The sequence below is a fragment of the Escherichia sp. E3659 genome, from assembly GCF_005781135.1.
GTDB lineage: Bacteria > Pseudomonadota > Gammaproteobacteria > Enterobacterales > Enterobacteriaceae > Escherichia.
This window is the reverse complement of sequence record NZ_VATQ01000006.1, coordinates 79,728-101,812: the sequence shown is the minus strand read 5'-3', so window position 1 is coordinate 101,812 and position 22,085 is coordinate 79,728. Positions and strand designations below refer to the sequence as shown.

At 47.6% G+C, this 22,085-nt stretch carries 33 protein-coding genes and 1 pseudogene; 12 read left to right on the top strand and 22 right to left on the bottom strand.

Going from position 1 to position 22,085, the window contains the following annotated elements; all coding sequences use genetic code 11:
* Positions 1-96: 96 nt before the first annotated feature.
* The 18 genes from FEK47_RS05775 to dicC all read right to left on the bottom strand — a co-directional run bounded on the left by FEK47_RS05775 (position 97) and on the right by dicC (position 9,789).
* Positions 97-1,143 carry a site-specific DNA-methyltransferase gene (locus FEK47_RS05775; RefSeq protein WP_135486270.1) on the bottom strand — a complete coding sequence of 349 codons (1,047 nt, stop codon included), beginning with the start codon at positions 1,141-1,143 and terminating at the stop codon, positions 97-99.
* Between the two features lie 150 nt (positions 1,144-1,293).
* Positions 1,294-1,491 (bottom strand): hypothetical protein, encoded by a 198-nt coding sequence (locus FEK47_RS05770; protein WP_000917767.1) that lies wholly within the window; start codon positions 1,489-1,491, stop codon positions 1,294-1,296.
* 220 nt (positions 1,492-1,711) lie between these two features.
* Positions 1,712-2,119, bottom strand: coding sequence for a hypothetical protein (locus FEK47_RS05765; RefSeq protein ID WP_205948676.1), 408 nt, complete (start codon positions 2,117-2,119; stop codon positions 1,712-1,714).
* Positions 2,120-2,192: 73 nt separating this feature from the next.
* Positions 2,193-2,570: an antiterminator Q family protein gene (locus FEK47_RS05760; RefSeq protein ID WP_135486343.1), complete on the bottom strand. Its 378-nt coding sequence runs from the start codon at positions 2,568-2,570 to the stop codon at positions 2,193-2,195.
* A complete protein-coding gene (locus tag FEK47_RS05755; protein WP_135486272.1) occupies positions 2,563-2,934 on the bottom strand; it encodes a RusA family crossover junction endodeoxyribonuclease in 372 nt (123 codons plus the stop codon). The genes FEK47_RS05760 and FEK47_RS05755 overlap by 8 nt, the downstream gene beginning before the upstream one ends.
* 12 nt (positions 2,935-2,946) lie before the next feature.
* The gene (locus FEK47_RS05750) at positions 2,947-3,996 is read right to left on the bottom strand and encodes a DUF968 domain-containing protein (RefSeq protein ID WP_135486273.1); all 1,050 of its coding nucleotides are present in this window, start codon (positions 3,994-3,996) and stop codon (positions 2,947-2,949) included.
* Position 3,997: 1 nt separating this feature from the next.
* Complete coding sequence (locus FEK47_RS05745) at positions 3,998-4,276, bottom strand: hypothetical protein (protein ID WP_135486274.1); 279 nt, start codon at positions 4,274-4,276, stop codon at positions 3,998-4,000.
* 66 nt (positions 4,277-4,342) lie between these two features.
* Positions 4,343-4,603 carry a hypothetical protein gene (locus tag FEK47_RS05740; protein WP_135486275.1) on the bottom strand — a complete coding sequence of 87 codons (261 nt, stop codon included), beginning with the start codon at positions 4,601-4,603 and terminating at the stop codon, positions 4,343-4,345.
* A 338-nt stretch (positions 4,604-4,941) separates the two neighbouring features.
* Complete coding sequence (gene hokD / locus FEK47_RS05735) at positions 4,942-5,097, bottom strand: type I toxin-antitoxin system toxin HokD (protein ID WP_000813254.1); 156 nt, start codon at positions 5,095-5,097, stop codon at positions 4,942-4,944.
* 293 nt (positions 5,098-5,390) lie between these two features.
* Positions 5,391-6,119 carry a DUF551 domain-containing protein gene (locus FEK47_RS25350; RefSeq protein WP_135486276.1) on the bottom strand — a complete coding sequence of 243 codons (729 nt, stop codon included), beginning with the start codon at positions 6,117-6,119 and terminating at the stop codon, positions 5,391-5,393.
* A 97-nt stretch (positions 6,120-6,216) separates the two neighbouring features.
* A complete protein-coding gene (locus FEK47_RS05725; protein ID WP_000403783.1) occupies positions 6,217-6,573 on the bottom strand; it encodes a hypothetical protein in 357 nt (118 codons plus the stop codon).
* On the bottom strand, positions 6,551-7,192 hold the full coding sequence (locus FEK47_RS05720; protein WP_135486277.1) for an ead/Ea22-like family protein: 642 nt from the start codon (positions 7,190-7,192) through the stop codon (positions 6,551-6,553). Before FEK47_RS05720 ends, FEK47_RS05725 begins: the two co-directional genes overlap by 23 nt.
* Positions 7,179-7,445, bottom strand: a complete 267-nt coding sequence (locus tag FEK47_RS05715; protein WP_135486278.1) for a hypothetical protein — start codon at positions 7,443-7,445, stop codon at positions 7,179-7,181. Before FEK47_RS05715 ends, FEK47_RS05720 begins: the two co-directional genes overlap by 14 nt.
* Entirely contained in the window at positions 7,442-7,648 is a 207-nt protein-coding gene (locus tag FEK47_RS05710) for a hypothetical protein (protein WP_135409910.1), read from the bottom strand. The genes FEK47_RS05715 and FEK47_RS05710 overlap by 4 nt, the downstream gene beginning before the upstream one ends.
* The gene (locus FEK47_RS05705; protein ID WP_135486279.1) at positions 7,645-8,067 is read right to left on the bottom strand and encodes a DUF977 family protein; all 423 of its coding nucleotides are present in this window, start codon (positions 8,065-8,067) and stop codon (positions 7,645-7,647) included. Before FEK47_RS05705 ends, FEK47_RS05710 begins: the two co-directional genes overlap by 4 nt.
* Positions 8,068-8,107: 40 nt before the next feature.
* A complete protein-coding gene (locus tag FEK47_RS05700) occupies positions 8,108-9,073 on the bottom strand; it encodes a hypothetical protein (protein WP_135486280.1) in 966 nt (321 codons plus the stop codon).
* Entirely contained in the window at positions 9,054-9,575 is a 522-nt protein-coding gene (locus FEK47_RS05695) for a toxin YdaT family protein (protein WP_135486281.1), read from the bottom strand. Before FEK47_RS05695 ends, FEK47_RS05700 begins: the two co-directional genes overlap by 20 nt.
* On the bottom strand, positions 9,559-9,789 hold the full coding sequence (gene dicC / locus FEK47_RS05690; RefSeq protein WP_135486282.1) for a dicB transcriptional regulator DicC: 231 nt from the start codon (positions 9,787-9,789) through the stop codon (positions 9,559-9,561). The genes FEK47_RS05695 and dicC overlap by 17 nt, the downstream gene beginning before the upstream one ends.
* Positions 9,790-9,871: 82 nt before the next feature.
* On the opposite strand from dicC, the gene FEK47_RS05685 reads away from it, so the two are divergent.
* The 8 genes and pseudogenes from FEK47_RS05685 to FEK47_RS05650 all read left to right on the top strand — a co-directional run bounded on the left by FEK47_RS05685 (position 9,872) and on the right by FEK47_RS05650 (position 16,023).
* Positions 9,872-10,279, top strand: coding sequence for a helix-turn-helix domain-containing protein (locus FEK47_RS05685; RefSeq protein ID WP_001585633.1), 408 nt, complete (start codon positions 9,872-9,874; stop codon positions 10,277-10,279).
* Between the two features lie 165 nt (positions 10,280-10,444).
* A complete protein-coding gene (locus FEK47_RS05680; protein WP_135486283.1) occupies positions 10,445-10,600 on the top strand; it encodes a DUF1391 family protein in 156 nt (51 codons plus the stop codon).
* 1 nt (position 10,601) lies between these two features.
* Positions 10,602-10,703: pseudogene (gene ydfB, locus FEK47_RS25650) on the top strand (protein YdfB); the annotation flags it as partial.
* 855 nt (positions 10,704-11,558) lie between these two features.
* Positions 11,559-11,852, top strand: coding sequence for a cell division inhibition protein DicB (gene dicB, locus FEK47_RS25345; protein WP_240726863.1), 294 nt, complete (start codon positions 11,559-11,561; stop codon positions 11,850-11,852).
* Complete coding sequence (locus tag FEK47_RS05665) at positions 11,849-12,040, top strand: DUF1482 family protein (protein ID WP_129541791.1); 192 nt, start codon at positions 11,849-11,851, stop codon at positions 12,038-12,040. Before dicB ends, FEK47_RS05665 begins: the two co-directional genes overlap by 4 nt.
* A gap of 93 nt (positions 12,041-12,133) precedes the next feature.
* Positions 12,134-14,605 (top strand): exonuclease, encoded by a 2,472-nt coding sequence (locus FEK47_RS05660; protein WP_138183136.1) that lies wholly within the window; start codon positions 12,134-12,136, stop codon positions 14,603-14,605.
* A gap of 61 nt (positions 14,606-14,666) precedes the next feature.
* Entirely contained in the window at positions 14,667-14,936 is a 270-nt protein-coding gene (locus tag FEK47_RS05655) for an excisionase (protein WP_000003742.1), read from the top strand.
* Positions 14,905-16,023 (top strand): phage integrase Arm DNA-binding domain-containing protein, encoded by a 1,119-nt coding sequence (locus FEK47_RS05650; RefSeq protein ID WP_138183135.1) that lies wholly within the window; start codon positions 14,905-14,907, stop codon positions 16,021-16,023. Before FEK47_RS05655 ends, FEK47_RS05650 begins: the two co-directional genes overlap by 32 nt.
* Positions 16,024-16,099: 76 nt before the next feature.
* Here the strand turns inward: FEK47_RS05650 and FEK47_RS05645 are convergent, their stop codons facing one another.
* Together FEK47_RS05645 and FEK47_RS05640 are read right to left on the bottom strand one after the other, a co-directional pair.
* Positions 16,100-16,567: a DUF2335 domain-containing protein gene (locus tag FEK47_RS05645; RefSeq protein ID WP_135522810.1), complete on the bottom strand. Its 468-nt coding sequence runs from the start codon at positions 16,565-16,567 to the stop codon at positions 16,100-16,102.
* The gene (locus FEK47_RS05640) at positions 16,545-16,748 is read right to left on the bottom strand and encodes a hypothetical protein (protein ID WP_135486286.1); all 204 of its coding nucleotides are present in this window, start codon (positions 16,746-16,748) and stop codon (positions 16,545-16,547) included. The genes FEK47_RS05645 and FEK47_RS05640 overlap by 23 nt, the downstream gene beginning before the upstream one ends.
* 308 nt (positions 16,749-17,056) lie before the next feature.
* Here FEK47_RS05640 and potC point away from each other — a divergent pair, with 308 nt between their 5' ends.
* From potC to FEK47_RS05620, 4 genes are read left to right on the top strand one after another with little or no spacing between them, the layout of a single operon-like run.
* Entirely contained in the window at positions 17,057-17,851 is a 795-nt protein-coding gene (potC, locus tag FEK47_RS05635) for a spermidine/putrescine ABC transporter permease PotC (RefSeq protein WP_000580316.1), read from the top strand.
* Entirely contained in the window at positions 17,848-18,894 is a 1,047-nt protein-coding gene (potD, locus tag FEK47_RS05630; RefSeq protein WP_130215933.1) for a spermidine/putrescine ABC transporter substrate-binding protein PotD, read from the top strand. Before potC ends, potD begins: the two co-directional genes overlap by 4 nt.
* 57 nt (positions 18,895-18,951) lie before the next feature.
* Complete coding sequence (locus FEK47_RS05625) at positions 18,952-19,413, top strand: DUF3592 domain-containing protein (protein ID WP_135486287.1); 462 nt, start codon at positions 18,952-18,954, stop codon at positions 19,411-19,413.
* The gene (locus FEK47_RS05620) at positions 19,410-20,198 is read left to right on the top strand and encodes a TPM domain-containing protein (protein WP_135486288.1); all 789 of its coding nucleotides are present in this window, start codon (positions 19,410-19,412) and stop codon (positions 20,196-20,198) included. The genes FEK47_RS05625 and FEK47_RS05620 overlap by 4 nt, the downstream gene beginning before the upstream one ends.
* Before the next feature lie 137 nt (positions 20,199-20,335).
* Here the strand turns inward: FEK47_RS05620 and cobB are convergent, their stop codons facing one another.
* Positions 20,336-21,157 (bottom strand): Sir2 family NAD+-dependent deacetylase, encoded by an 822-nt coding sequence (gene cobB / locus FEK47_RS05615; RefSeq protein WP_096938882.1) that lies wholly within the window; start codon positions 21,155-21,157, stop codon positions 20,336-20,338.
* Positions 21,158-21,172: 15 nt separating this feature from the next.
* Entirely contained in the window at positions 21,173-22,084 is a 912-nt protein-coding gene (nagK, locus tag FEK47_RS05610) for an N-acetylglucosamine kinase (protein WP_130205577.1), read from the bottom strand.
* Between the last annotated feature and the right edge of the window lies 1 nt (position 22,085).

Genomic DNA, 22,085 nt, shown 5'->3' with positions numbered 1-22,085 from the left:
AAAAAAAACACCTCAACTGAAATAATCCGAAAATAATCTCCGGATTAGTAATTATATCTTTTATTTTTGCTCTGTTGAAATTTCAGAAATAAAAAATTAAACACTCAAATCAATTTCATTAACAGTCTGTTTAAATCTGTTTTCCTCAAGCTCCACCCCAACCGCTTTCCTCCCCAACGACAATGCCGCTTTTATTGTTGAGCCTGAACCCATGAAAAAATCCGCAACCAAATCACCGGGACGACTGCTGGCAGTAATTATCTGACGCAACATATCCGCCGGTTTTTCACAGGGATGTTTGCCGGGGTAATACTGCACTGGCTTGTGCGTCCAGACATCCGTATAAGGAACGGCAGCCGATACGGAAAAATAACGCCGCAGGGATTTGTACTCATCCAGCAGACTGACATATTGCCGGTTCAGTTCACTGTATGTGCTGACCAACTGGTGGTGTGGCTTTTCCAGTTCACCGCGTTGATGTTTTTCTGCTGCAACACGCGCAAACAACGCCTGCAGTTTTCTGTAATCATCCTCGTTCGGTAACTGCCACTGACTGGCACCAAACCAGTGCGAAGCCATATTTTTCTTTCCGGTAGCTTCCGCTATCTGTTTCGACGTTATCCCCAGTGATTCACGTGCATCACGAAAGTAAGAAATCAGCGGGGCCATGACGTGCTGTTTAAGCTCGCGACCCTTTGTCGCGTAGCCGTCATTTTTGGGTTGATATGGCCCCTGATAATGTTCAGCAAACAGAATGCGCTCTGTTGCCGGGAAATACGCCCGCAGGCTTTCCTTATTGCACCCGTTCCAGCGTCCGGACGGTTTCGCCCAGATAATGTGGTTCAACACATTAAAACGTTCACGCATCATGATTTCGATATCAGATGCTAGGCGATGCCCACAGAACAGATAAAGACTTCCGGCAGGTTTCAGTACCCGCCAGAACTGCGCCAGACACTGGTCCAGCCATTTCAGGTAATCATCGTCGCCCTTCCACTGGTTATCCCAGCCTTCGGGCTTCACTTTAAAGTATGGCGGGTCTGTGACTATCAGATCGACAGAGTTTTCCGGTAAAGTCTGGATAAATTCCAGGCAATTAGCGTTGATTAATTCACAACTGGATATTTTTACAGTATCAACCATAGATCAATAAGCACTTCTCTGATAGGCTCATACCGCTTTTGCGCAAAGCAGATGGGCCTGAGGTTTGCTTGTGACCCCAACGCATGAGCAGATGGCTGGCAGGTTCCGCTAACACCCACCAGCCGCCCATTACCACAAATTAAAAAACCTTCACTGCGGAAGGCGTCTGTAACAACCGAACTGATAATCTGCCAGACCCGCCATAACAAGCTGGGTCAGTATTAACTGGCAGCGTTCGCGTGAAAGGTAAGTATTCTGCGCAATTTCCCCGACGGTCGCCGGTTCGGTGACGCTTAATTCATTAAACACCACTCTGGCGGTTTCGGTCATATCCTGCTGTTTTAGCATGTCTTTTTCCATTTTCTGGTTAACGTGACATACCAATAACTCTTGTCTAAAAAGACAGCAAGCTGAAAGACAGGTATTCGCAACCACCAGCGCGTTTAACGTCCTGTGCCTTTTTCAGGTATAAAAAAACCCGCTTGGCGGCGGGTTTAAGCTGCGTGGCGAAGCAACCACTCTTAACAGGGTATCTAAATTTTTACGATCGTAAATACTTTTGAGTTGGTTAATATTGTCCGTCCGCACATATTGGCAAATTCGTATACCCCGGCTGATGCGCCATATGCAGAGGTGCACAAGTCGGCCCACTTTTTTTCTCTTGATGCGTGTTTTTCGCTCGCACATCAGGTTGATTGTTTTTTATGCGCGATATTTTGTTGTTCACCTTATTTGTTCTTTTCTTTTGAATGGTAGATTCTTGCTCCTCACTCTGCTTTATATTCGCTCCATCGACTGCCCCAAAATAATCGACCCCTCTAGCTGAATGAGACTCATCCTTACTTGCATTATTATATCTATGATAATGATGTGTATGTGAACGATGGTACGATCTTTTATATCTCCGCTTTGCATCAGAAAAAGAAGAAAAAAACAAACAAATCACCAATGTTAAAAAAATTGACGTTCTAAACATATCCACCTTGCTTAATGTATTACGAGAACTTTTTTATTCTCTCCATTCATTCCGAATAAAAAAATGATACAAGTCAAACCGACACAGCCAAATCCATCTCAAGAGAAACATCCAGCATCATTAACATACCATCAATAACGCCTTCTGCTTTTTGCAATCGTTTACCAATACAAGTATCAGAACACCCATGTTTCTCTGCCAGTCTCATGAATGTCATTCCAGCAACGTAATAGTCGACCAACAGATCATGTAATCTATTATTATTTTTCTTAAGGCGGGCCATACATCCACAAATAATCATTGCATCGTCATCACTACATTGTGGTCGTGATTTGACTTTTGAAGGAATAAGCCCTTTGAATCCTGCCGCAATAGTAGGCCAGGCCACATCTTCATAATTATTTGCAACCCACGCCCCCCAACGCTCAAGGACCATCTGAATATCACGCATCATCGTTATCACCTGTAATTTCGAAAATCTTCACACCCAGTCGCCCACCAAGAACAGGCAGCCCACGCACAATAGTAATTTCATCAAACTGCTCGTCATCGATAAGCAGTCCCGCATGCGTCAGTGCATCCAGTGGTGCTTTCAGGATGTTGTCCAGGTCGCGGCGGCGCTTATCCGGTGGCTCTGCAACAATCTTTATTGCCAGCCTTCCGGACAGGTTTAATTTCAGCCGCTGCTGACGAACAATAAGCGCCACATCACGGCGATAACGCTCACCGGCTTTTGATACAAAATATGTGCTGCCACGACGTCGCCAGTAGGTGTTCACCGTCGGCGGGTAAGGCAAAACAAACTCTATACGCATCAGTAACCTCTTTTACCCAAGCACGCCGGTTGCAAAGGCGTGATCAAGAAAACGGAAAATTAAATCAATCTGGGAACCATGCTTTTCTTCAAATGCCAGCGGATCAGCATGAAGTTCGTTGTGATGCTCCCGGCACAGCGGTAGCGTGAAAATATCGTGGGCTTTTGTCCCTATTCCGCCCTGACCGTGGCCTATCAGGTGGTGGGGATCGTCGGCTGGCTTACCACAACACGCACACGGCTGCGCCTTAACCCAGCGCGTGTACTTTTCATTAACCCAGCGGCGACGTTTTGGTCGCTTCATGAAAGATTCTGGAGACTCCGGATCAACAGCGATGCTTACCACCGTCTTTTCCTGTGGCAGGCTCTGTTGCTGGTGGACGTGAGGCGGTAACGCAATATTTTTTGTGCGCTGCTTCAGTATGCTGGTGGCTCTCTGCTCTCCCGGTACGATGTCGCTTTCGCGATATACGGAACGGATTTTTTCCACTGGTAATCTCAGCGAACGACGTATTACTGCCTCCGGTAATGCGTCCACCACCTGATTACAGACCGCCCACCAGGATAATTCAGCCAGCGATAATTCTCGCTCCTGTGCTCCATTCATTGCGTGACGGATGACGTCAATCATCCATGCAGCCAGGTTTTGATGAGCAAGTTTCTCGAGTGATTCGGAGGTCTGGTCGCGCAGCTGGTTGTCGCAGTGCCAGCACAACACCATCGCGCCAGCACCGTAACGGTGAATGACGGTTTCACTGTGATGGTAGTCACCATGAGGCCACTGGCAGGATTTAACATGACGCAGGAGCCAGTCAGACAGTGCACCAGCACCGCCTGCAGCGCGAATCACCCGCTCATCGCTGAAAAATGGCAGTAATGATTTATCTTCCGCCAGCGGCTGGCGAACGGCAGGAACGACTCCGGACGGCAGACTGCGCATGCTTTTCGGTTCCGGCTCTACCAGCACTCGAGGATTATGAAATACCTGCATGGATTCACGGCCCGGCTTAAGGAGCGCCAGCCCAAGTTCTGGCACCAGAACGGGTCTAAGTAATACCCGCACGTTACCTCCAGATCCGTTGCTGGAATGTGCGGGACGGACGCGGCGGGCGTTCAGAGTAAGGCAGTCTGACTGAGATTATCCAGTGACGATAATCGAGGCTGAGATCTTTCTGAACCTCGTACCCACGTCTGCGGTAGTTCTGAATCAGCCATTCGGCCTGTTCTTCAGTGCAGGGGTCATGCTGGAACCAGTCAGATTTGAATGCGTGAGAACGCCGCCCGAGCCTGCTGGCAAGGACGGCGAGATTATCAGAATTGTGTGGTCTGGAATTTTGCGCCATCGGCTTTCTCCGGTGGCACAGTGTTACTCAACAGGGGTTCAGCCCTGCGCTGAATTGTAGTTGAATTCACTCATCTTCAAAAGTAGAAAAACCAGCCTTAAGCACGGTTTCTTTCAGAGACTGCAATGATGTGACAAATTCATTTTCGCGCAAAATAAAACCGTCCGTCAGAAGCTCATCCACAAAATAAATTAACGCAGCCCCACTCTTCCTTGGTTGGGATTGTAAACATTTAATACGGCAGTGACTGACAATAGTTCTATTCTCAACGCGCACAGCATAGAGGCCATTTTCACTAAAAAATTCACGTAATTCTTCGATTTTCATCTTCAGAATCCTTCCAGATAAATAGCACTCCCCTGTTCGGGGTCCATCCATCTTCTCCCTGCGCGCTACTCAAAACGGGGGAATTCTAATTAATCTTTATTTCGAAGCAATCGCAAAAAATAAAATAGAAAATAAAAACAAACACACTAAAAACAACAAATACAACCATATCGAAAATTAATTAACTATTCGGACAGCAGAGCAATATAACTTCAGTTAAAATCATTAATCTCCCTTATTCATGAAAAACAAAACCCGCCGAAGCGGGTTAAGTGCGGGTGCGTTGAGGATGCCTGACACATCAGAGGTGGCGAGGGATTTCTCCCCCGCCGGGTCTCTTACTCCTCAGGTTCGTAAGCTGTGAAGACAGCGACCTCCGTCTGTCCGGTTCGGATTCGTACCTCGCAGAGGTCTTTCCTCGTTACCAGTGCCGTCACAATGACGGTTAAACAGATGACGATCAGGGCGATTAGCATCGCCTTTTGCTGCTTCATAGCCTGCTTCTCCTTGCCTTTCGGCACGTAAGAGGCTAACCTACGTGTGCAAGTCATAGATATGGCCTCAGATTAATGTTAAGCGTCTTGCAGGACGCGTAATGTTAACTGGGGCTTTTCTCTGTCTGCCTTACAGTGGCATGCCCGAGGCAGACAGCCTCAAGCACCCGCAGCAATTCTACTTAACTATCTTTCTCCCGCAAATCGTTTTTATCCCCAGCGGCAAATCGAATACACCACCAGCGCCACCGCCAGTGCAATTCCTACTGTTGTGAATGCTTTAGGCTAGGTCATCAGTTCACCTCCTGCGGTGGTTCCGGTAGCGGCATCCAGTGAGTTGAGCTCTCTACTTCGACGCCGTCTTCGTCCACAAAAGCCATCTTATTCCCGCCACGAGTGGGGCAAAAAACCTTATCCCAGGAACCGGGGAATACATTCCCGAGATCATCGCAAAGAATCACATCGCAGTATTCCGCTGGAACTGCATCACTACAGCTTATCCAACCATCCGGAGTTGCCGGGGAACTGGTTGACGAATTATTATTTTCCCGAAAGTTTCCGGCCTGAAACATAGCGGCGCGGTGACACCAGATAATCCAGCCAATCGCCATATCCCATGCCATGTATTCGCTACCGCCATTTTTTGCCCTGCGGCGATCTACAGAATCCCCGAAACGCTTCTCCATAAATAACTCATAGGCAGCCCGTTCATCCGGCACTACCGTCGCTGGCGGGGCTGCGTAAAGCGGTGTTATTTCTGACCGAAAATCACCCAGTTTATGCAGCTGCACCCACTGTTCGGCTTCTGCTTTGTCAGAATACATATCGGTGAACGTATTATATTCATTGTCAATTTGCGTGAAGGTTGCCTTCCACGCCACCGGGTCTGCTTCCAGTGATGTCAGTGCAATTTTGAATAACTCGCACTCTACCCGTGCCATCTCTGAATTGGGGTAACATTTCGCAACCGCTATTTTTAATTTGGCCTCTTCGATTAATTGTTCTTTTGTTAATTCAGTCATTTTTCATTACCGCCCTTTCGGGCGGCCTCCTGATGTTCTGAGGGTGCAGAAATCCCTCCGGTTAAGGATTAAATTTTATTTACAGCACTAAATTTAATTATTCAGTTCTGGATTTTGTCGCTCTGCGTATCCGCGCTTTCGCGTTACGCTCAATCTGAATTAGCTTTTCTATATTTTTCCGTCTTTCCTGTTCCTCCTGACGCAATAGCCTTACATCATCTGCCAGCCTGGTTTCTCTTTTCGCCACAGAGAGCATCCAGTCAAATGGCTCCACAACCGCACCACAGATTTTGCACCGGACCTGACGCTCTTTTTCATCAACCCGGACAGAGGCATGATGGCAATATGGTCTTTCCGATGGTTCATAAAGAAAATTAACCTGATTACGCGGGTCATCCTCTTTTACCGGAAATAAAACAATATTACTTAACTCATCTTCTGGTTTTATTTCCATGCTCTTCTCCTTTGATGTGAATGCCAGCGTCAAACATCATATGCAACTCTCCTTTGCGAAGCTGGGCGGCTAACTCATCACATATGTGCGTCAAAGAGCAAAGTTTGATTGATGGGTGTTCGCGCATCATCTCTACCCCCTGCGCCCTTACTTCAGCCAAAAAAGCATCGGTGGCCGGAGTGGGCTTTTGTGGTGATATAGCAATACGAATTGTCTCAAGGTCCGGATCTGTTTCCGCTTTTGGCACCTTGATATACCCCAGTTGCACTCCTTTCATGATGAACCTGCGGCGGTCCTCACACATCACCTTCAGTCTCGCATTCTCCGCTGCCAGCGCCGCAAGATTAGTCTCCATCTCTGCAATGCGTTTGCTTTGGGCTTCCCGCTCATCCAGCAGTGCCTGCACTACTGCAGGGTTGAAAGCTGCGATATAACGAGCGTTGTTCTCTGCGTTTTTCTGTCCGTCAAAGCCGGTCCATTTGATAACGTCTTCACATCGTTTATCACCGGGCGTATGCACCGCATACGTACCAGTACCCGTCGAAATAAATGCGACCCATTCGCCCTGTGTTGCCTGTTTTGCTATCTCACGTAGTACCTGGTAGTTAATTTTGCTCACTGGTTGCCTCCGCTTCCCACGTTTTCAGACTTTCACCACAGAACGGGCAAAATGAAATTCGAATCGGCGATTTAGAAAACTCTCCTGACCGCAGCATGATCAAGTCTTGCGAGTAAATTAATTCATTGTTATAGATTTTGTATTTCAGCAGACCTTTTCGCGTCGTGTATTCAGCATCATGCTCAAGGGACCTTGCCAGTGCCGCACACGGCTCTATCTGATTGCCATTAACCCGGCATTTTGATTCACTCATTGCTTGAATCCCTCCCGAAGCTGTTCTGCACAGTGCAGCAGCGCATCAGTCGCTTCTTTCACCGTAACGAGATCGCCATCGTCCAGTCCTGCAATTTTTGCGTGCCTGACAAACGCCGCGCAAAGGTCGTTAAACGCCCCCGCCCGCACATCCGCCAGGAAAGCGTTAGCAGCAGCCAATTCCTGGTAGTCAATCCTGCTCACTGCGCCGCCTCCTGAAAATTCCTCTGATAAAACGCCAGCACGCGCTGCATAACCTCGCTCTTCCGACACTCGCGACAGATTATGTTCATACGCCTGTCGTAGCGGCGTATTTCTCCGCCTGGTAATGACCAGATAAGGTCCGGATCAACCACAACCGGTTTCTTCGCCTTTGTCCTCGAGAGTTTTTTGCGGGCGTTTTGCCAGTCCTTACGAGCCTGTTCTGAGGGAAATAACCCGTAGCCACAGTTGTATACATCACCACTGGCGACCAGCTCTCTTGCGAGAACGCTCATTAAATATCTTGTCGCACCAGTCTTGGTTTCCAGTTGTCGTAACGTCTCGCGCCCACTCTGGCGCACGAGTTCAACAACCTGCCCCTTAATTTTTTCCCGCTCTTCTTGTGTAAATACTTTTGCCACAAGTCCTCCTAAAAATTACCTTATGACCTGAAATCAACAATTACCCTCTGAACCCAGGTGGAATTTCGGTATCCGGTTCAGAAATATGATTCACACAACGCTGTATTGGCGAACACCCCAAGCGAATAACCAGCTCATCCCATTTTTCGCGAAGCTTTGACGGGCTCATGATGTTTTTTACCCAGAATGGATCTCGCTGAACCCGACCAAACATTTCGCAAATTTGTCTGTGGCTTCTGCCATCCAGCATCCGCATTGTGCGCACGTCATTGGCCCAGGCAGTCCAGTTAGGCTCTTTTGGCCGCATGATCTCGCCATCATCACTAGCTGCCTGTTCGTAGAGACCCACAATCCGCCCCCAGATCCACTGCGCACACGCCAGATCCTCCTGGCTACCCCACTGGCGTTTTTTCGCACTGAACACAACCGCGTCAGGGTGTCGTGTTAAAAAATCCTGTTCAGCCGCCTGCAGGTCCGGTTGCGAAGCTTCCGGACGAAAAGTGTTTTTATTCTCTGTAGTAATCTCTGTTGTATTCTCTGTAGGATCATCGGGCCATTTTGACCCGATGACATTGGGTCGTTTTGAACCAATGGAGCGTTTCATTTTGACCCCTTCCATCATGTCATTTTGACCTGATGGAGCGGCGCATTCTGAACTGATGGATTCGCTCAATTTGCCACCATCTAAAAGCTCGCTCCCGTAGTTGATCGTGTAGAAATTGGTCATGTCGCGCTTTGATTTATTGAGCTTTTCACAACGCAAAAGCCCCAGCGTTTTCAGACTTGCAAACGCGCGCTTTAACGTTGACTCTGACCAGAACGGGAACTGTTCCAGCCATTGTTCCGTTGTGTTATAAATCCAGCGAACACCATCACATTCCATGCCAGAATTGGTATCTCTCAACCAGTAATGTAGCTGCTGCAATACAATGGCTTCGTTTAGGCCAATTTTCATCGCCAGCTGCGTGTTTATAACCAGTGGGCGTTCAGCAAAAAGAAGGCTCATAATTCCATCCGGCTTTTTGTTGATATTGCTGTCGATACGCAAGCTTGAAAGCAATGGCTTTTTCTATAAGCTCGTCAGTCTCACGTTCCACAACGGCTGGATCGGCAAAAAGCAGCCCTGACTCCACCACATCGCCATATTCTTTGTTTAACCCGGCGATCATGTACGTAATGCTTTTTCCGTCAGTAATTTCACGATACAACCTGAAATCACTTATCCGGATAGCCTCCATAATTGCCGGAATCAGCGCCGTGAATTTTTCACGCTTATCCCTGGTATCGATAGCTTTCCAGCGTTCGAATATCTTCACCCGATTAACGCCTAGCGCCCGTTGATCAACCGCGCCATCATCAAACGTGACACGTTGAACATCGATGCTCGGGCGTTCTTTCAGAGCCCAGAAGGCTTCTGTGATTAGTATCGTCGCCTGCTCCTGTGTCATTCCTGGTCGGCATACCCAGGCATCCAGGGCTTCACAAACCTGTTCAGGGGTGATTTTCATTGTTCAACCGCCCCGCCCGCTTTGCCTTACGATATTCGTCATAAACCTTGGGGTTGTACTGAAGTTCCCCGCCAGATGCCTCTTGCAGGCGCATCGCGCGACCTTCAGGTACTAGCTCCCCTTTCCAGCTATAAAGCGAAGCCAAACGAATACCAGCAGCTTGTGCAAGTTTTGTTTTTGAACCGAAATACAAAAGTGCGTCAGTTTTAAGCATTTAAAGCACCTACTTGTTAGCCATGGCTAACAAAATAGATGTTAACAAAAACATAGTCAATAAGATTTAGCATTAGCTAACTATGGATACAAAAAATTTAACCATTGGCGAACGCATTAGGTATCGCCGAAAAAACCTCAAATACACCCAAAGGTCTCTTGCTAAAGCCCTGAAAATTTCTCATGTATCGGTTTCACAATGGGAACGGGATGATAGCGAACCTACAGGGAAGAATCTTTTTGCCCTCAGCAATGTACTGCAGTGCTCGCCAACATGGATTCTATTTGGCGATGAAGACAAGCAGCCATCACCACCTATTGAGGAGCCAGTTGCTTTATCCCCCAAAGAACACGAGCTCCTTGAGCTTTTTAATGCATTGCCTGAATCAGAACAGGATGCTCAGCTCACCGAGATGCGCGCCCGAGTAAAAAATTTCAACAAACTCTTTGAAGAATTATTAAAAGCCCGTCAACGAACAAACAAAAGATAACACAATCAATGTGTTATCTTTTTTGTTGTCATAAATGTTAGCCATAACAAACAAAAACACTTGACCTAATTGTTAGTCATGGCTAATCTTGTTTGCATCAAGACACCGCACGGTGTTCTCAGCAAACAGTTCCGCTACCCTGGCGTTAAGGGGAAATGAGGTCACATGGATACTATCAATCTTGGCAACAACGAATCTCTGGCATACGGTGTGTTTCCCAACCAGGACGGTACGTTCACCGCTATGACGTATACCAAAAGCAAAACGTTTAAAACCGAAAATGGTGCCCGTCGCTGGCTGGAAAGAAACTCAGGCGAGTGATATGGATTTCGACACAATCATGAAAAAGGCTTACGAAGAATACTTCGAAGGCCTTGCCGAAGGCGAAGAAGCACTCAGCTTCAGTGAATTTAAACAGGCACTCAGAATAAGAATGTGCTCTCTCAATGATGCGGAGCACAAATATGAGAAGCGAAATCAAACCGCAGAAAATTTTGTTATGAAACCCGGTGAAACGCTTTTCAAAATTCCCTCTACGTGCCCCATTTGCGGTTTTACATCAGAAGAACTTGACGACTCCTGTAACAATAAGGCAACAACCAAGTATGTCGAAGATGATACCGAGTGAGCACGAAGAACGGTTATATCCACGAGCCCAAACTCCAGGACCAATAAATCTCACTTTGAGAGGGTGGTTAATCCACTCTCCCAAACCAATAAAAAAGATGCCGGAGGACAAAAAACCCAATGGTACAACGGGATATCTGTCGAAAAAAGACGTTCCATTAAAGACAAACAACGCAGCGCCAACAACTGCAAGCGATTTATACCAGTAATCAATTTTCATGTTCTTAAGCGGATTTATTGGTGGTTGCGACATTGCTTAATGAATCCTTAAAACTGTGGTGATTTTAAGGATACCACCTCGCCTGACGTGGTTAAAAGCAGGCACACAACACGAAAGCGCACGGCGAAGTTCGTCTCACTGTACGGTGTCGTTAAATTTAATTCGACCGTGCGCTTCCGGTTGTGGCAACCCGCGAAATGGCGCGGCGGTAAGTATGGCGGGGTTATTCCTTCCCCGTTGAGGACGCCGGGTTGTCAGGTTGACCATACGCTTAAGTGACAACCCCGCTGCAACGCCCTCTGTTATCAATTTTCTGGTGACGTTTGGCGGTATCAGTTTTACTCCGTGACTGCTCTGCCGCCATTTTTAAAGTGAATTTTGTGATGCGGTGAATGCGGCTAAGCGCACGCGGAACAGTTAAAACCAAAAACAGTGTTATGGGTGGATTCTCTGTATCCGGCGTTAATTGTTAACTGGTTAACGTCACCTGGAGGCACCAGGCACCGCATCACAAAATTCATTGTTGAGGACGCGATAATGGAAACGTTATTAATCAATTCCACTACGCCTGAAACCCGTTTTGAAATTGGCGTTATAACTGGTGATAAAACTTTTATTGAGGATGCCATTAATCAGATAAAGCGCATGCCAGATTTATTAAATAAAGTATGCATTGCTTCAAAGATGGCTCGCTTAAACCTGATGAAAAAAGGATGCTTGCAATGAATACTGCATTTGCACTTGTTCTGACAGTTTTCCTTAATACCGGAGAGCCTGTTGACCTGGTTACAGGTGTATACGGCTCAATGAAAGAATGCACGACCGCTGCAGACGAACAAAAAATTCCCGGTAACTGTTATCCGGTCGATAAAGTTATTCACACAGATAATAGCGAAATCCCGGCAGGGCTTTAAAACAGACCTGCAGTAAATATCCGGTTCCATTTTTATATGCCAGCAATGGCAGGGATTTGTTCACCCTTAAATCTGTAATGAGGTTAAAACAAAATGAGTAAAGTCTTTATTTGCGCCGCCATTCCGGACGAACAGGCAATAAAGGAAGACGGTGCAGTTGCTGTAGCCACTGCCATTGAAGCCGGCGACGAACGCCGCGCCCGTGCTAAATTTGCATGGCAATTCCTGGAGCAATATCCGGCTGCTCAGGACTGCGCTTATAAATTTCTTGTCTGCGAGGATAAGCCCGGCATGCCACGCCCTGCCCTCGATTCCTGGGATACCGAATATATGCAGGAAAATCGCTGGGATGAAAACTCAGCTTCTTTTGTCCTGGTCGAACCAGAATCCGATCCGATGAACGTCAATTTTGACAAGCTGTCCCTTGAAGTACAGAACGCGGTCCTGGTTAAGTTCGGTACATGTGAAAACATCACCGTTGATATGGTGATTAGCGCACAGGAGTTACTGCAGGAAGACATGGCAACATTCGACGGGCATATCGTTGAAGCATTAATGAAAACGCCTGAAATTAACGCTATGTATCCGGAACGCAAACTGTTCGCTATCGGATGGGTTAAGCACAAATGTAAGCCGAGTGCCAAATGGCCCGAAATTCAGACTGAATTACGTAACTGGAAAAAACGGCAGGACGCAGAGCGCAAAGAGACTGGAAAATACACGTCTGTTGTTGATCTTGCCCGCGCCAAAGCCAACCGACAGCACACTGAAAACCCGGCGGGAAAAATCCACCCTGTCACTGCTGCCATTCGTCGCGAATACAAGCAGACATGGAAAACACTGGATGAAGAACTGGCCTGCTATCTCTGGCCTAGTGATATGGATGCCGGAAACATTGACGGCAGCATCCTTCGCTGGGCAAAAAATGAAGTTATCGCCAAGGATCGCGAAGACTGGAAGCGTATTTCAGCATCTATGCGCAAACAGCCTGATGCGCTTCGCTACAGCTGTCAGACTATTTTTGGTCTTGTCCGTGAGCGCCCGATCGACATTCACAAAGACCCTGTGGCACTGAACAAATACATCACTGAATACCTGGCGACAAAGGGCGTGTTTGAGGATGAAGAAACAGACCAGAGCACTGCTGATATTCTCCAACCGTCAGCAGCACAAACTGATGCAGTGGAAACTGAAGTATCTGATACCAAAAAAAATGAAAGCACGCTGGAAACTGAACCATCTGTAGAGCGTGAGGGGCCGTTCTACTTCCTCTTTACCGATAAAGATGGCGAAAAATACGGTCGCGCAAACAAACTTTCTGGTCTGGATAAGGCGCTGGCTGCGGGAGCTACTGAAATCACGAAAGAAGAATATTTTGCCCGCAAAAACGGTACATACTCAGGTTCACAACAAAATACTGGTGCATCTGACACGATCGCACAACCGGAACTGGTAAAAGTTACCGCTGACGAAGTAAACCAAATTATGCAGGCAGCCAATATCAAGCAGACTGACGCCGATAAGTTGCTTGCTGTATCACGTGGTGAATTTGTTGACGGGATTAGCGACCCGAATGACCCAAAATGGGTTAAGGGGATCCAGACTCGCGATTCTGTGAACCAGAACCTGCAAGAAACGGAACAGAACGACCAGAAAGCGGAACAAAACAGCCAAAATGCGTTACAAAACGAGCCAGAAACGAAACAGCCTGAACCAGTAGTGCAACAAGAAGTGGAAAAAGGTTGCACCGCCTGCGGGCAGACAGGCGGTGGCAACTGCCCTGATTGTGGTGCAGTGATGGGCGACGCAACATACCAGGAAACATTCGATGGAGAAAATCAGGATGAATCTCGGGAAGAAAGTCCGGAGGAAATGGAAGGCACTGAGCATCCGCACAAGGAGAACACTGGCGGCGATCAGGACCACGTCAGCGATAATGAAACTGGCGAGGTGACAGCTCCCTTAGTTAAGGTGAACGGTCATCATGAAACCACATCCACCAGCAGGGTGTGGCACCATCTGATGATCGACCTTGAAACGATGGGAAAAAATCCTGATGCTCCGATTATCTCAATAGGTGCAATATTTTTCGATCCGCAAACCGGAGATATGGGGCCGGAATTTATTAAGACTGTTGATCTGGAAACTGCAGGCGGAATCATTGATCGGGACGCCATTAAATGGTGGCTGAAACAATCACGCGAAGCGCAATCCGCCATTCTGGTCGATGAAATCCCGTTGGATGATGCACTGCTGCAGTTGCGTGAATTTATAGACGAAAACTCCGGTGAATTTTTTGTTCGGGCCTGGGGAAATGGGGCCAACTTCGACAACGTGATTTTACGCCGTTCATATGAACGACAGGGAATCCCCTGTCCGTGGCGTTACTACAACGATCGCGATGTGCGCACAATCGTTGAGCTGGGAAAAGCCCTGGAATTTGATGCCAGAGCGGCTATTCCGTTCGAGGGTGTACCCCACAATGCACTGGATGACGCCCGCCACCAGGCGAAATACATTTCAGCAATCTGGCAAAAACTGATCCCTAATCAGATTGATTTTTAATGTTCAACCGTCGCCAGTTGTAGTTGGTATTCTGCAACTGGCGCGTTCCGGAGTGATAGCCATGAGCGAACAGTACCTGATAACGCTCGACGAGTGGAAACCTAAACGGTTCAGTCTCCCAATAACAAACACTACCTTGGTGAAATACGGAAAACTTGGATACATCGTTCCGAGACCACAAAAAATTCGTGGGCGTTGGCTGATAGATCGCCGGGCAGTATTTGTTGGACCAGGTGAAACAGGAATTGCGCCGGAAATTCATACTGGCGATGATGATGCACTGAAGGAGATTTTAACTCATGTCACCGAGGCCACGAAAAAACAGCACTGACGTAGCCGGTCTTTACGAAAAGTTTGATCGCAGAACTGGCAGGGTTTACTACCAGTATAAAAACCCTGTGACTGGAAAATTTCACGGGCTCGGAACAGACAAAGGCAAAGCAGAAAGAATCGCTTCCACAGCCAATCAGCGAATAGCTGCAGCAGAAGCTGAATACTTCATGCGCAAAATTGATGAAAGTCCGTCAGCAACAAAACGTCGGGGTATCAGATTAAAAGCATGGGTTGATCGGTATCTGAAAATACAGGATACACGACTGAAAAATGGGGATATTGCAGCTACAACCCACAAAGAAAAAGCGCGAATGGCTGCATACCTGGTTTCCCGCCTGGGAAACCACCCATTGAAAGAACTTGAAGTAAGAGACTTTGCATTGATACTGGACGAGTGGCTGGATAAAGACATGGTGAGCACAGCGAGAGTAAATCGCGGATTATGGGTTGATATTTATAAAGAAGCACAGCATGCAGGGGAAGTCCCTCCCGGATGGAATCCTCCGGAGGCTACCCGTAAACCGATCCCTAAAGTAACCAGAGCCAGGCTCACTCTGGAAGACTGGCAAAAAATTTACAACGCAACACCTGAAAAACACTTTATCCGTAACGCAATGCTTCTTGCGATTGTTACTGGCCAGCGCCGTGATGACATATGCCACATGCGTTTTTCAGATGTGTGGAACGATCACCTGCATATTACCCAGGGAAAAACTGGAATGCGTCTGGCGTTACCGCTTACGCTACGCTGTGATGCCATTGGGATATCGCTAAAAGAAGTGATTAATGGATGCAGGGACAGAATATTGAGTCCATACCTGATTCATAGTCGGCACCAGAAACAACCAAAACCAATGAGTAAAGACAACCTGAGCGATTACTTTGCCAAAGCGCGGGAGCTGGCTGGAATAATTCCACCAGCAGGAAAAACACCGCCAACATTTCATGAACAACGCTCCCTGTCAGAACGGCTGTACCGCGCACAGGGTATCGATACAAAAACATTACTGGGACATAAAGTCCAGGCAACCACCGATCGCTATAACGATACTCGTGGTCAGGAATGGGTTAAATTGGTTGTTTGACGAAATAAATACAGCTGAAAAATGTTGATATTGCTTTGCTAGTGTAAAAACCCCGGCATCAACCGGGGTTCGGAGACTAATCTTGATCTGATGCCTGGTTAGAGTAATGTTTACCAGCAATAAATACGGAAACTAATGCCAAAAGATCTACTGAAACGAGTGTTACAGCAAGACCTGTTTGTCCCCTCGCGCCAAAAAAGACGGCTGCCAGTATGATAATCAGCGCGATACAGAAAGCCATTTTCTGACCATTTTTTGTGATCTTTATACTATCAGCGACTGTTTTATGGCGATGAGCTTGCTCTTTTTCCGTCAATTCAACGAGTCGATTTGCAAGCCCGGGAATCAATTGCTCATACTCTTTCAGCATTGATGGCGGAGGAACCGGTCCCTGAAAATGCTGGCAAACGATAGCTCGCCCTTGCGGGCTATCCAAAACCCGATTTAAAACCTCTGGATTTTCGATTACTCGAGAAACCAGTTCGTTATCTTTTTGTTCTTCACTGGTGAGTTCAGCATTCTCACTTTCTTTTTGGTCTGGCATTGTTCAGTTTTTCGAAGTTAACGGATACCGCTGCTCTTTGGAAATCACCTCTGATAGCTGCCGCATCCTGACGCAAAGCGGCAACTGAATTTGCTGGCATGCCACTTGCTGAAACGACCGCCGGGCTCAGGGCTATAACCGAGCCAATGGCTTGCAGCAAAGCAACCCTTTTACGATTCATAGTCACTCCTGAGTTCAATGAGATTCAAAACGGATTCAAAGTTAATCCTGTTAGCTAATTCTAATACCACATTATGTGGTTTTTCAACACGAAGAAATCACATCAAAAATCTCATTCGGAAAGCGATATGGGTAAACAAACTGGAATACTTTTCTGTCCTGGTAAGCTCACCCATGTATAAAAATGCTGTAAAATGCGTGGTCCTGTTTTGGGGAAAAGTTTTGGAGAGATTTTGGAGAAAGGAAAAAATTGAATAAATTCAAAATCCTGAAAGTGTCCCGCCTTATGAATAAGAAGGTGGAACTCGAATGATCGGTCGACTGCTTCGCGGCGGTTTTATGACCGCTATCTACGCGTACCTGTATATCCCAATCATTATTTTGATTGTGAACTCCTTCAACAGCTCGCGCTTTGGCATCAACTGGCAGGGTTTTACCACCAAATGGTATAGCCTGCTGATGAACAACGACAGCCTGTTACAGGCAGCGCAGCATTCACTGACGATGGCGGTGTTTTCGGCGACGTTTGCCACGCTTATCGGTTCACTGACGGCAGTTGCGCTGTACCGCTATCGCTTTCGTGGTAAGCCGTTCGTTAGCGGAATGCTGTTTGTGGTGATGATGTCGCCAGATATCGTGATGGCGATTTCTCTGCTGGTGCTGTTTATGCTGCTGGGTATTCAGCTTGGCTTCTGGTCGCTGCTGTTCTCGCATATCACCTTCTGCCTGCCGTTTGTGGTGGTGACGGTGTATTCGCGCCTGAAAGGTTTTGACGTGCGAATGCTGGAAGCGGCGAAAGATCTCGGTGCCAGTGAATTTACCATTCTGCGAAAAATCATCCTGCCACTGGCAATGCCAGCGGTGGCGGCGGGCTGGGTATTAAGCTTTACCCTGTCGATGGACGATGTGGTGGTTTCTTCGTTCGTCACCGGGCCGAGTTATGAAATTCTGCCGTTAAAAATTTATTCGATGGTCAAAGTCGGCGTATCGCCGGAAGTTAACGCGCTGGCAACCATATTACTGGTGCTGTCGCTGGTGATGGTTATTGCCAGCCAGCTTATTGCTCGTGATAAAACGAAAGGTAACACAGGGGACGTTAAATGAAAAAATGGTCACGCCACCTGCTCGCGGCGGGTGCTCTGGCACTGGGCATGAGTGCCGCTCACGCTGATGACAACAACACACTGTATTTCTACAACTGGACCGAGTACGTACCGCCTGGACTGCTTGAACAGTTCACCAAAGAAACCGGTATTAAGGTTATCTATTCGACTTACGAGTCGAACGAAACCATGTACGCCAAGCTGAAAACGTACAAAGACGGTGCCTATGATTTGGTGGTTCCTTCAACCTATTACGTTGATAAAATGCGTAAAGAAGGGATGATCCAGAAGATCGACAAGTCGAAGTTAACAAACTTCAGCAATCTCGATCCAGAAATGCTCAACAAGCCGTTTGATCCGAATAACGACTACTCCATTCCGTATATCTGGGGTGCGACGGCGATTGGCGTTAACGGTGATGCGGTGGATCCGAAATCTGTCACCAGCTGGGCCGATCTGTGGAAGCCTGAGTACAAAGGCAGCCTGCTGCTGACCGACGATGCCCGTGAAGTATTCCAGATGGCGCTGCGTAAGCTGGGCTACTCCGGTAATACCACCGATCCGAAAGAGATTGAAGCTGCGTATAACGAGCTGAAAAAACTGATGCCAAACGTCGCGGCGTTTAACTCCGATAACCCGGCAAACCCGTACATGGAAGGCGAAGTTAACCTCGGCATGATCTGGAACGGCTCTGCTTTCGTCGCTCGCCAGGCGGGTACGCCAATTGACGTGGTATGGCCGAAAGAAGGCGGCATTTTCTGGATGGACAGCCTGGCGATCCCGGCAAATGCCAAAAACAAAGAAGGCGCGCTGAAACTGATCAACTTCCTGCTGCGCCCGGATGTGGCAAAACAGGTTGCCGAAACTATCGGTTATCCAACACCAAACCTCGCCGCGCGCAAACTGTTAAGCCCGGAAATAGCGAACGACAAGACGCTCTACCCGGATGCTGAAACCATTAAAAATGGCGAATGGCAGAGTGACGTTGGCCCAGCCAGCAGCATTTATGAAGAGTATTATCAGAAGCTGAAAGCAGGACGTTAATTCAGCAAACGGGCGGTGGTATTACCGCCCGTTTTTTATTTAGCAAGGATGTGGCTAATGAGTCAGGACAGTAAAGTTTTCTTTCGTATATTCCTCGGTATCGGTCTGGTACTGACCCTCATTTCTGTTGTTATCTTTTATAACCAGTTCACCTATAGCAAAGACGCGATTCATACCGAGGGCGTCATTGTTGATACCGTCTGGCACTCCAGTCATTCTCATCGCACGGGTAAAAATGGTTCGTGGTATCCCGTCGTTGCTTTTCGTCCGACGCCAGATTACACGCTAATTTTCAATTCGAATATTGGCAGCGATTTTTATGAAGACAGCGAAGGCGATAAAGTTAATGTTTATTATTCTCCAGGACATCCTGAAAAGGCTGAGATAAATAACCCGTGGGTTAATTTTTTTAAATGGGGGTTTATCGGCATTATGGGTGTTATTTTTATCGCCGTCGGTTTATTAATCAGTATGCTCTCCTCTAAAAAGACACGCAGGAAACGGAAGTCCCGCCCATGAAAAAATTCATTATACTGCTCAGTTTACTGATACTCCTGCCTCTGACAGCAGCCAGTAAGCCATTGATTCCAATAATGAAGACACTTTTTACGGATGTTACCGGTACTGTACCAGATGCTGAAGAGATCGCGCGTAAAGCCGAGATTTTTCGTCAACAAACCGGGATTGCGCCATTTATTGTGGTTTTACCCGACATTAATAATGAAGCCAGTCTCAGGCAAAATGGCAAAGCGATGCTGGCGCATGCGTCATCTTCATTGAGTGATGTAAAAGGAAGTGTTCTGTTGCTTTTTACTACCCGGGAGCCACGGTTAATTGTGATAACCAACGGCCAGGTTGAAAGCCGTCTGGACGATAAACATCTCGGCCTCCTGGTAGAAAATCACACGCTGGCTTATTTACATGCGGACCTATGGTATCAGGGAATCAATAATGCATTGGCTGTTTTACAAGCACAGATATTAAAACAACCGACGCCGCCATTGACATATTATCCGCATCCCAGACAACAGCAGGAGAATGATCCTCCCGGCAGTACCACGACATTAGGCCTTTTTGCCTGGGCGGTTGCATTCATCGTCTTTACTGCATTTTTTAACTACACGACTCGTTTTATTTATGCATTAAAGTTTGCAGTGGCGATGACTATTGCCAATATGGGTTATCAGGCTTTATGCCTGTATATCGATAATAGCTTTGCGATTACCAGAATATCGCCGCTCTGGGCGGGACTGATTGGAGTCTGTACGTTTATTGCCGCGTTGTTATTGACGAGTAAACGGTAAAAGAGGCAGTAAAGTGCGCGTGTATTATGCCGGATGCGGCGCGAACGCCTTATCTGGCCCACAAAACCCGCAAATTCAATTAATTGCGTCCCCTTGTAGGCCTGATAAGCGTAGCGCATCAGGCAATTACTCCTGATTTATAATCCCTTCAGCAACTTCTCAACAAACTCTGGTACCACCTGGCTTGCCGGGCCGTAATATTTCTCGGCAAATTCATTACCGACCTGACTCGGTTCGAGATTGAGTTCAACCGTATGCGCGCCATGCAGCTTCGCTTCGTGAACAAACCCAGCCGCCGGATAAACATGCCCGGAAGTACCAATGGCAATGAAAATGTCGGCCATCGACAACGCCATATAAATTTCATCCATGCCGAGTGGCATTTCGCCAAACCATACTACGTGTGGGCGCAGCGGAGCCGGGAACTGGCAGCAATGGCATTTATCTTCTGGCGTAACGTCTCCGGTCCAGTCGAGAACCTGACCGCTTTGCGAACAACGTACTTTCAGCAATTCCCCATGCATATGAATCACATTTGTATTACCTGCGCGTTCATGCAGATTATCGATATTCTGCGTCACCAGCAAAAAGCGATCGCCGAGGGCGTCTTGCAGTTTAGCCAGAGCAAGATGCGCAGCGTTAGGCTGAATTTCTGGCTGCTGTAGTTGACGGCGACGGGCGTTATAAAACGCTTGCACCAGTTCAGGATCGCGATCAAAACCTTCCGGTGTAGCCACATCTTCAACCCGATGTTCTTCCCACAGGCCATCTGCTGCGCGAAAGGTACGAATACCTGATTCCGCAGAAATTCCTGCCCCTGTCAGTACGAGTACTCTTGGTTTTTCCATTGCTTCCGGCACCACTTTATCTCTGAAAAAAATACGCTGACGCAAACGCTCGTGCAGGCGGCGTTTATTTTTACGAAAACGACTTAACCGATGACCCCGACGCGACAACATAGCAACCTCTGTTGATTAATCGGTTAGATGTAGGAAGGCCGCACCACGCATTCCTCCTGCATCCCCATGACGCGCACGTTCAATGCGCGGAACACGAGCTACAGGTAAGAGATGACGAGGCAGCCTGTCCGCCAGTTGCGTTGTGATTGCCGGGAAATTCGATAAGCCACCACCAATGACCAGCAAATCAGGGTCAACAATGGTCAGGATATTTCCCAGACAAACCGCTAATAAATCCAGATAACGCTCAACGTGCGCCCTTGCCTGCTCATCGCCTTGCTCATAAAGCGCAATAATTTCGGGAGCCTGCAACGGTTGATGGTAATAGTGTTGATACAGCCACGCAAAGCCGCGACCAGACAGATAATTTTCAATGCAACCGTGCTGACCACAGCCGCAGCGACGTAACGGGAAATCCAGCCCCATCATGGTTAACGCATCAACGGGAAGGCGCATATGCCCAAATTCACCAGTAATATAGCTTTTACCCGTTACCGGTTTACCGTTGAATACCAGTCCACCGCCAACGCCAGTCCCCAGGATCAGTCCCATCACCAACGGATATTGGGTAAATTCATCGTCCCAGGCTTCAGAAAGGGCAAAGCAGTTGGCGTCGTTATTAAGGCGCACATCGCGTTCAAGGCGTGCGCTCAGATCGGCACGCAGCGGTTTACCACTTGCGGCGGGGACATTGGCGGCATACAGCGTGCCATCTTCTGTTTCCGGCATTCCCGGAATACCGATGCCGACAGAGCCTTTACAGCCAAAACGTTGATCGGCTTCGGCCACCAGCTCGCACACTGCATCTAAAAATGCGTCATAGCTGTCACGCGGTGTCGGCACCCGCTTTTCCCACTGCAACTGCCGACCGCTATCAAACACGCCTAGCGCAATTTTCGTTCCACCAATATCAAACCCGTAATACATT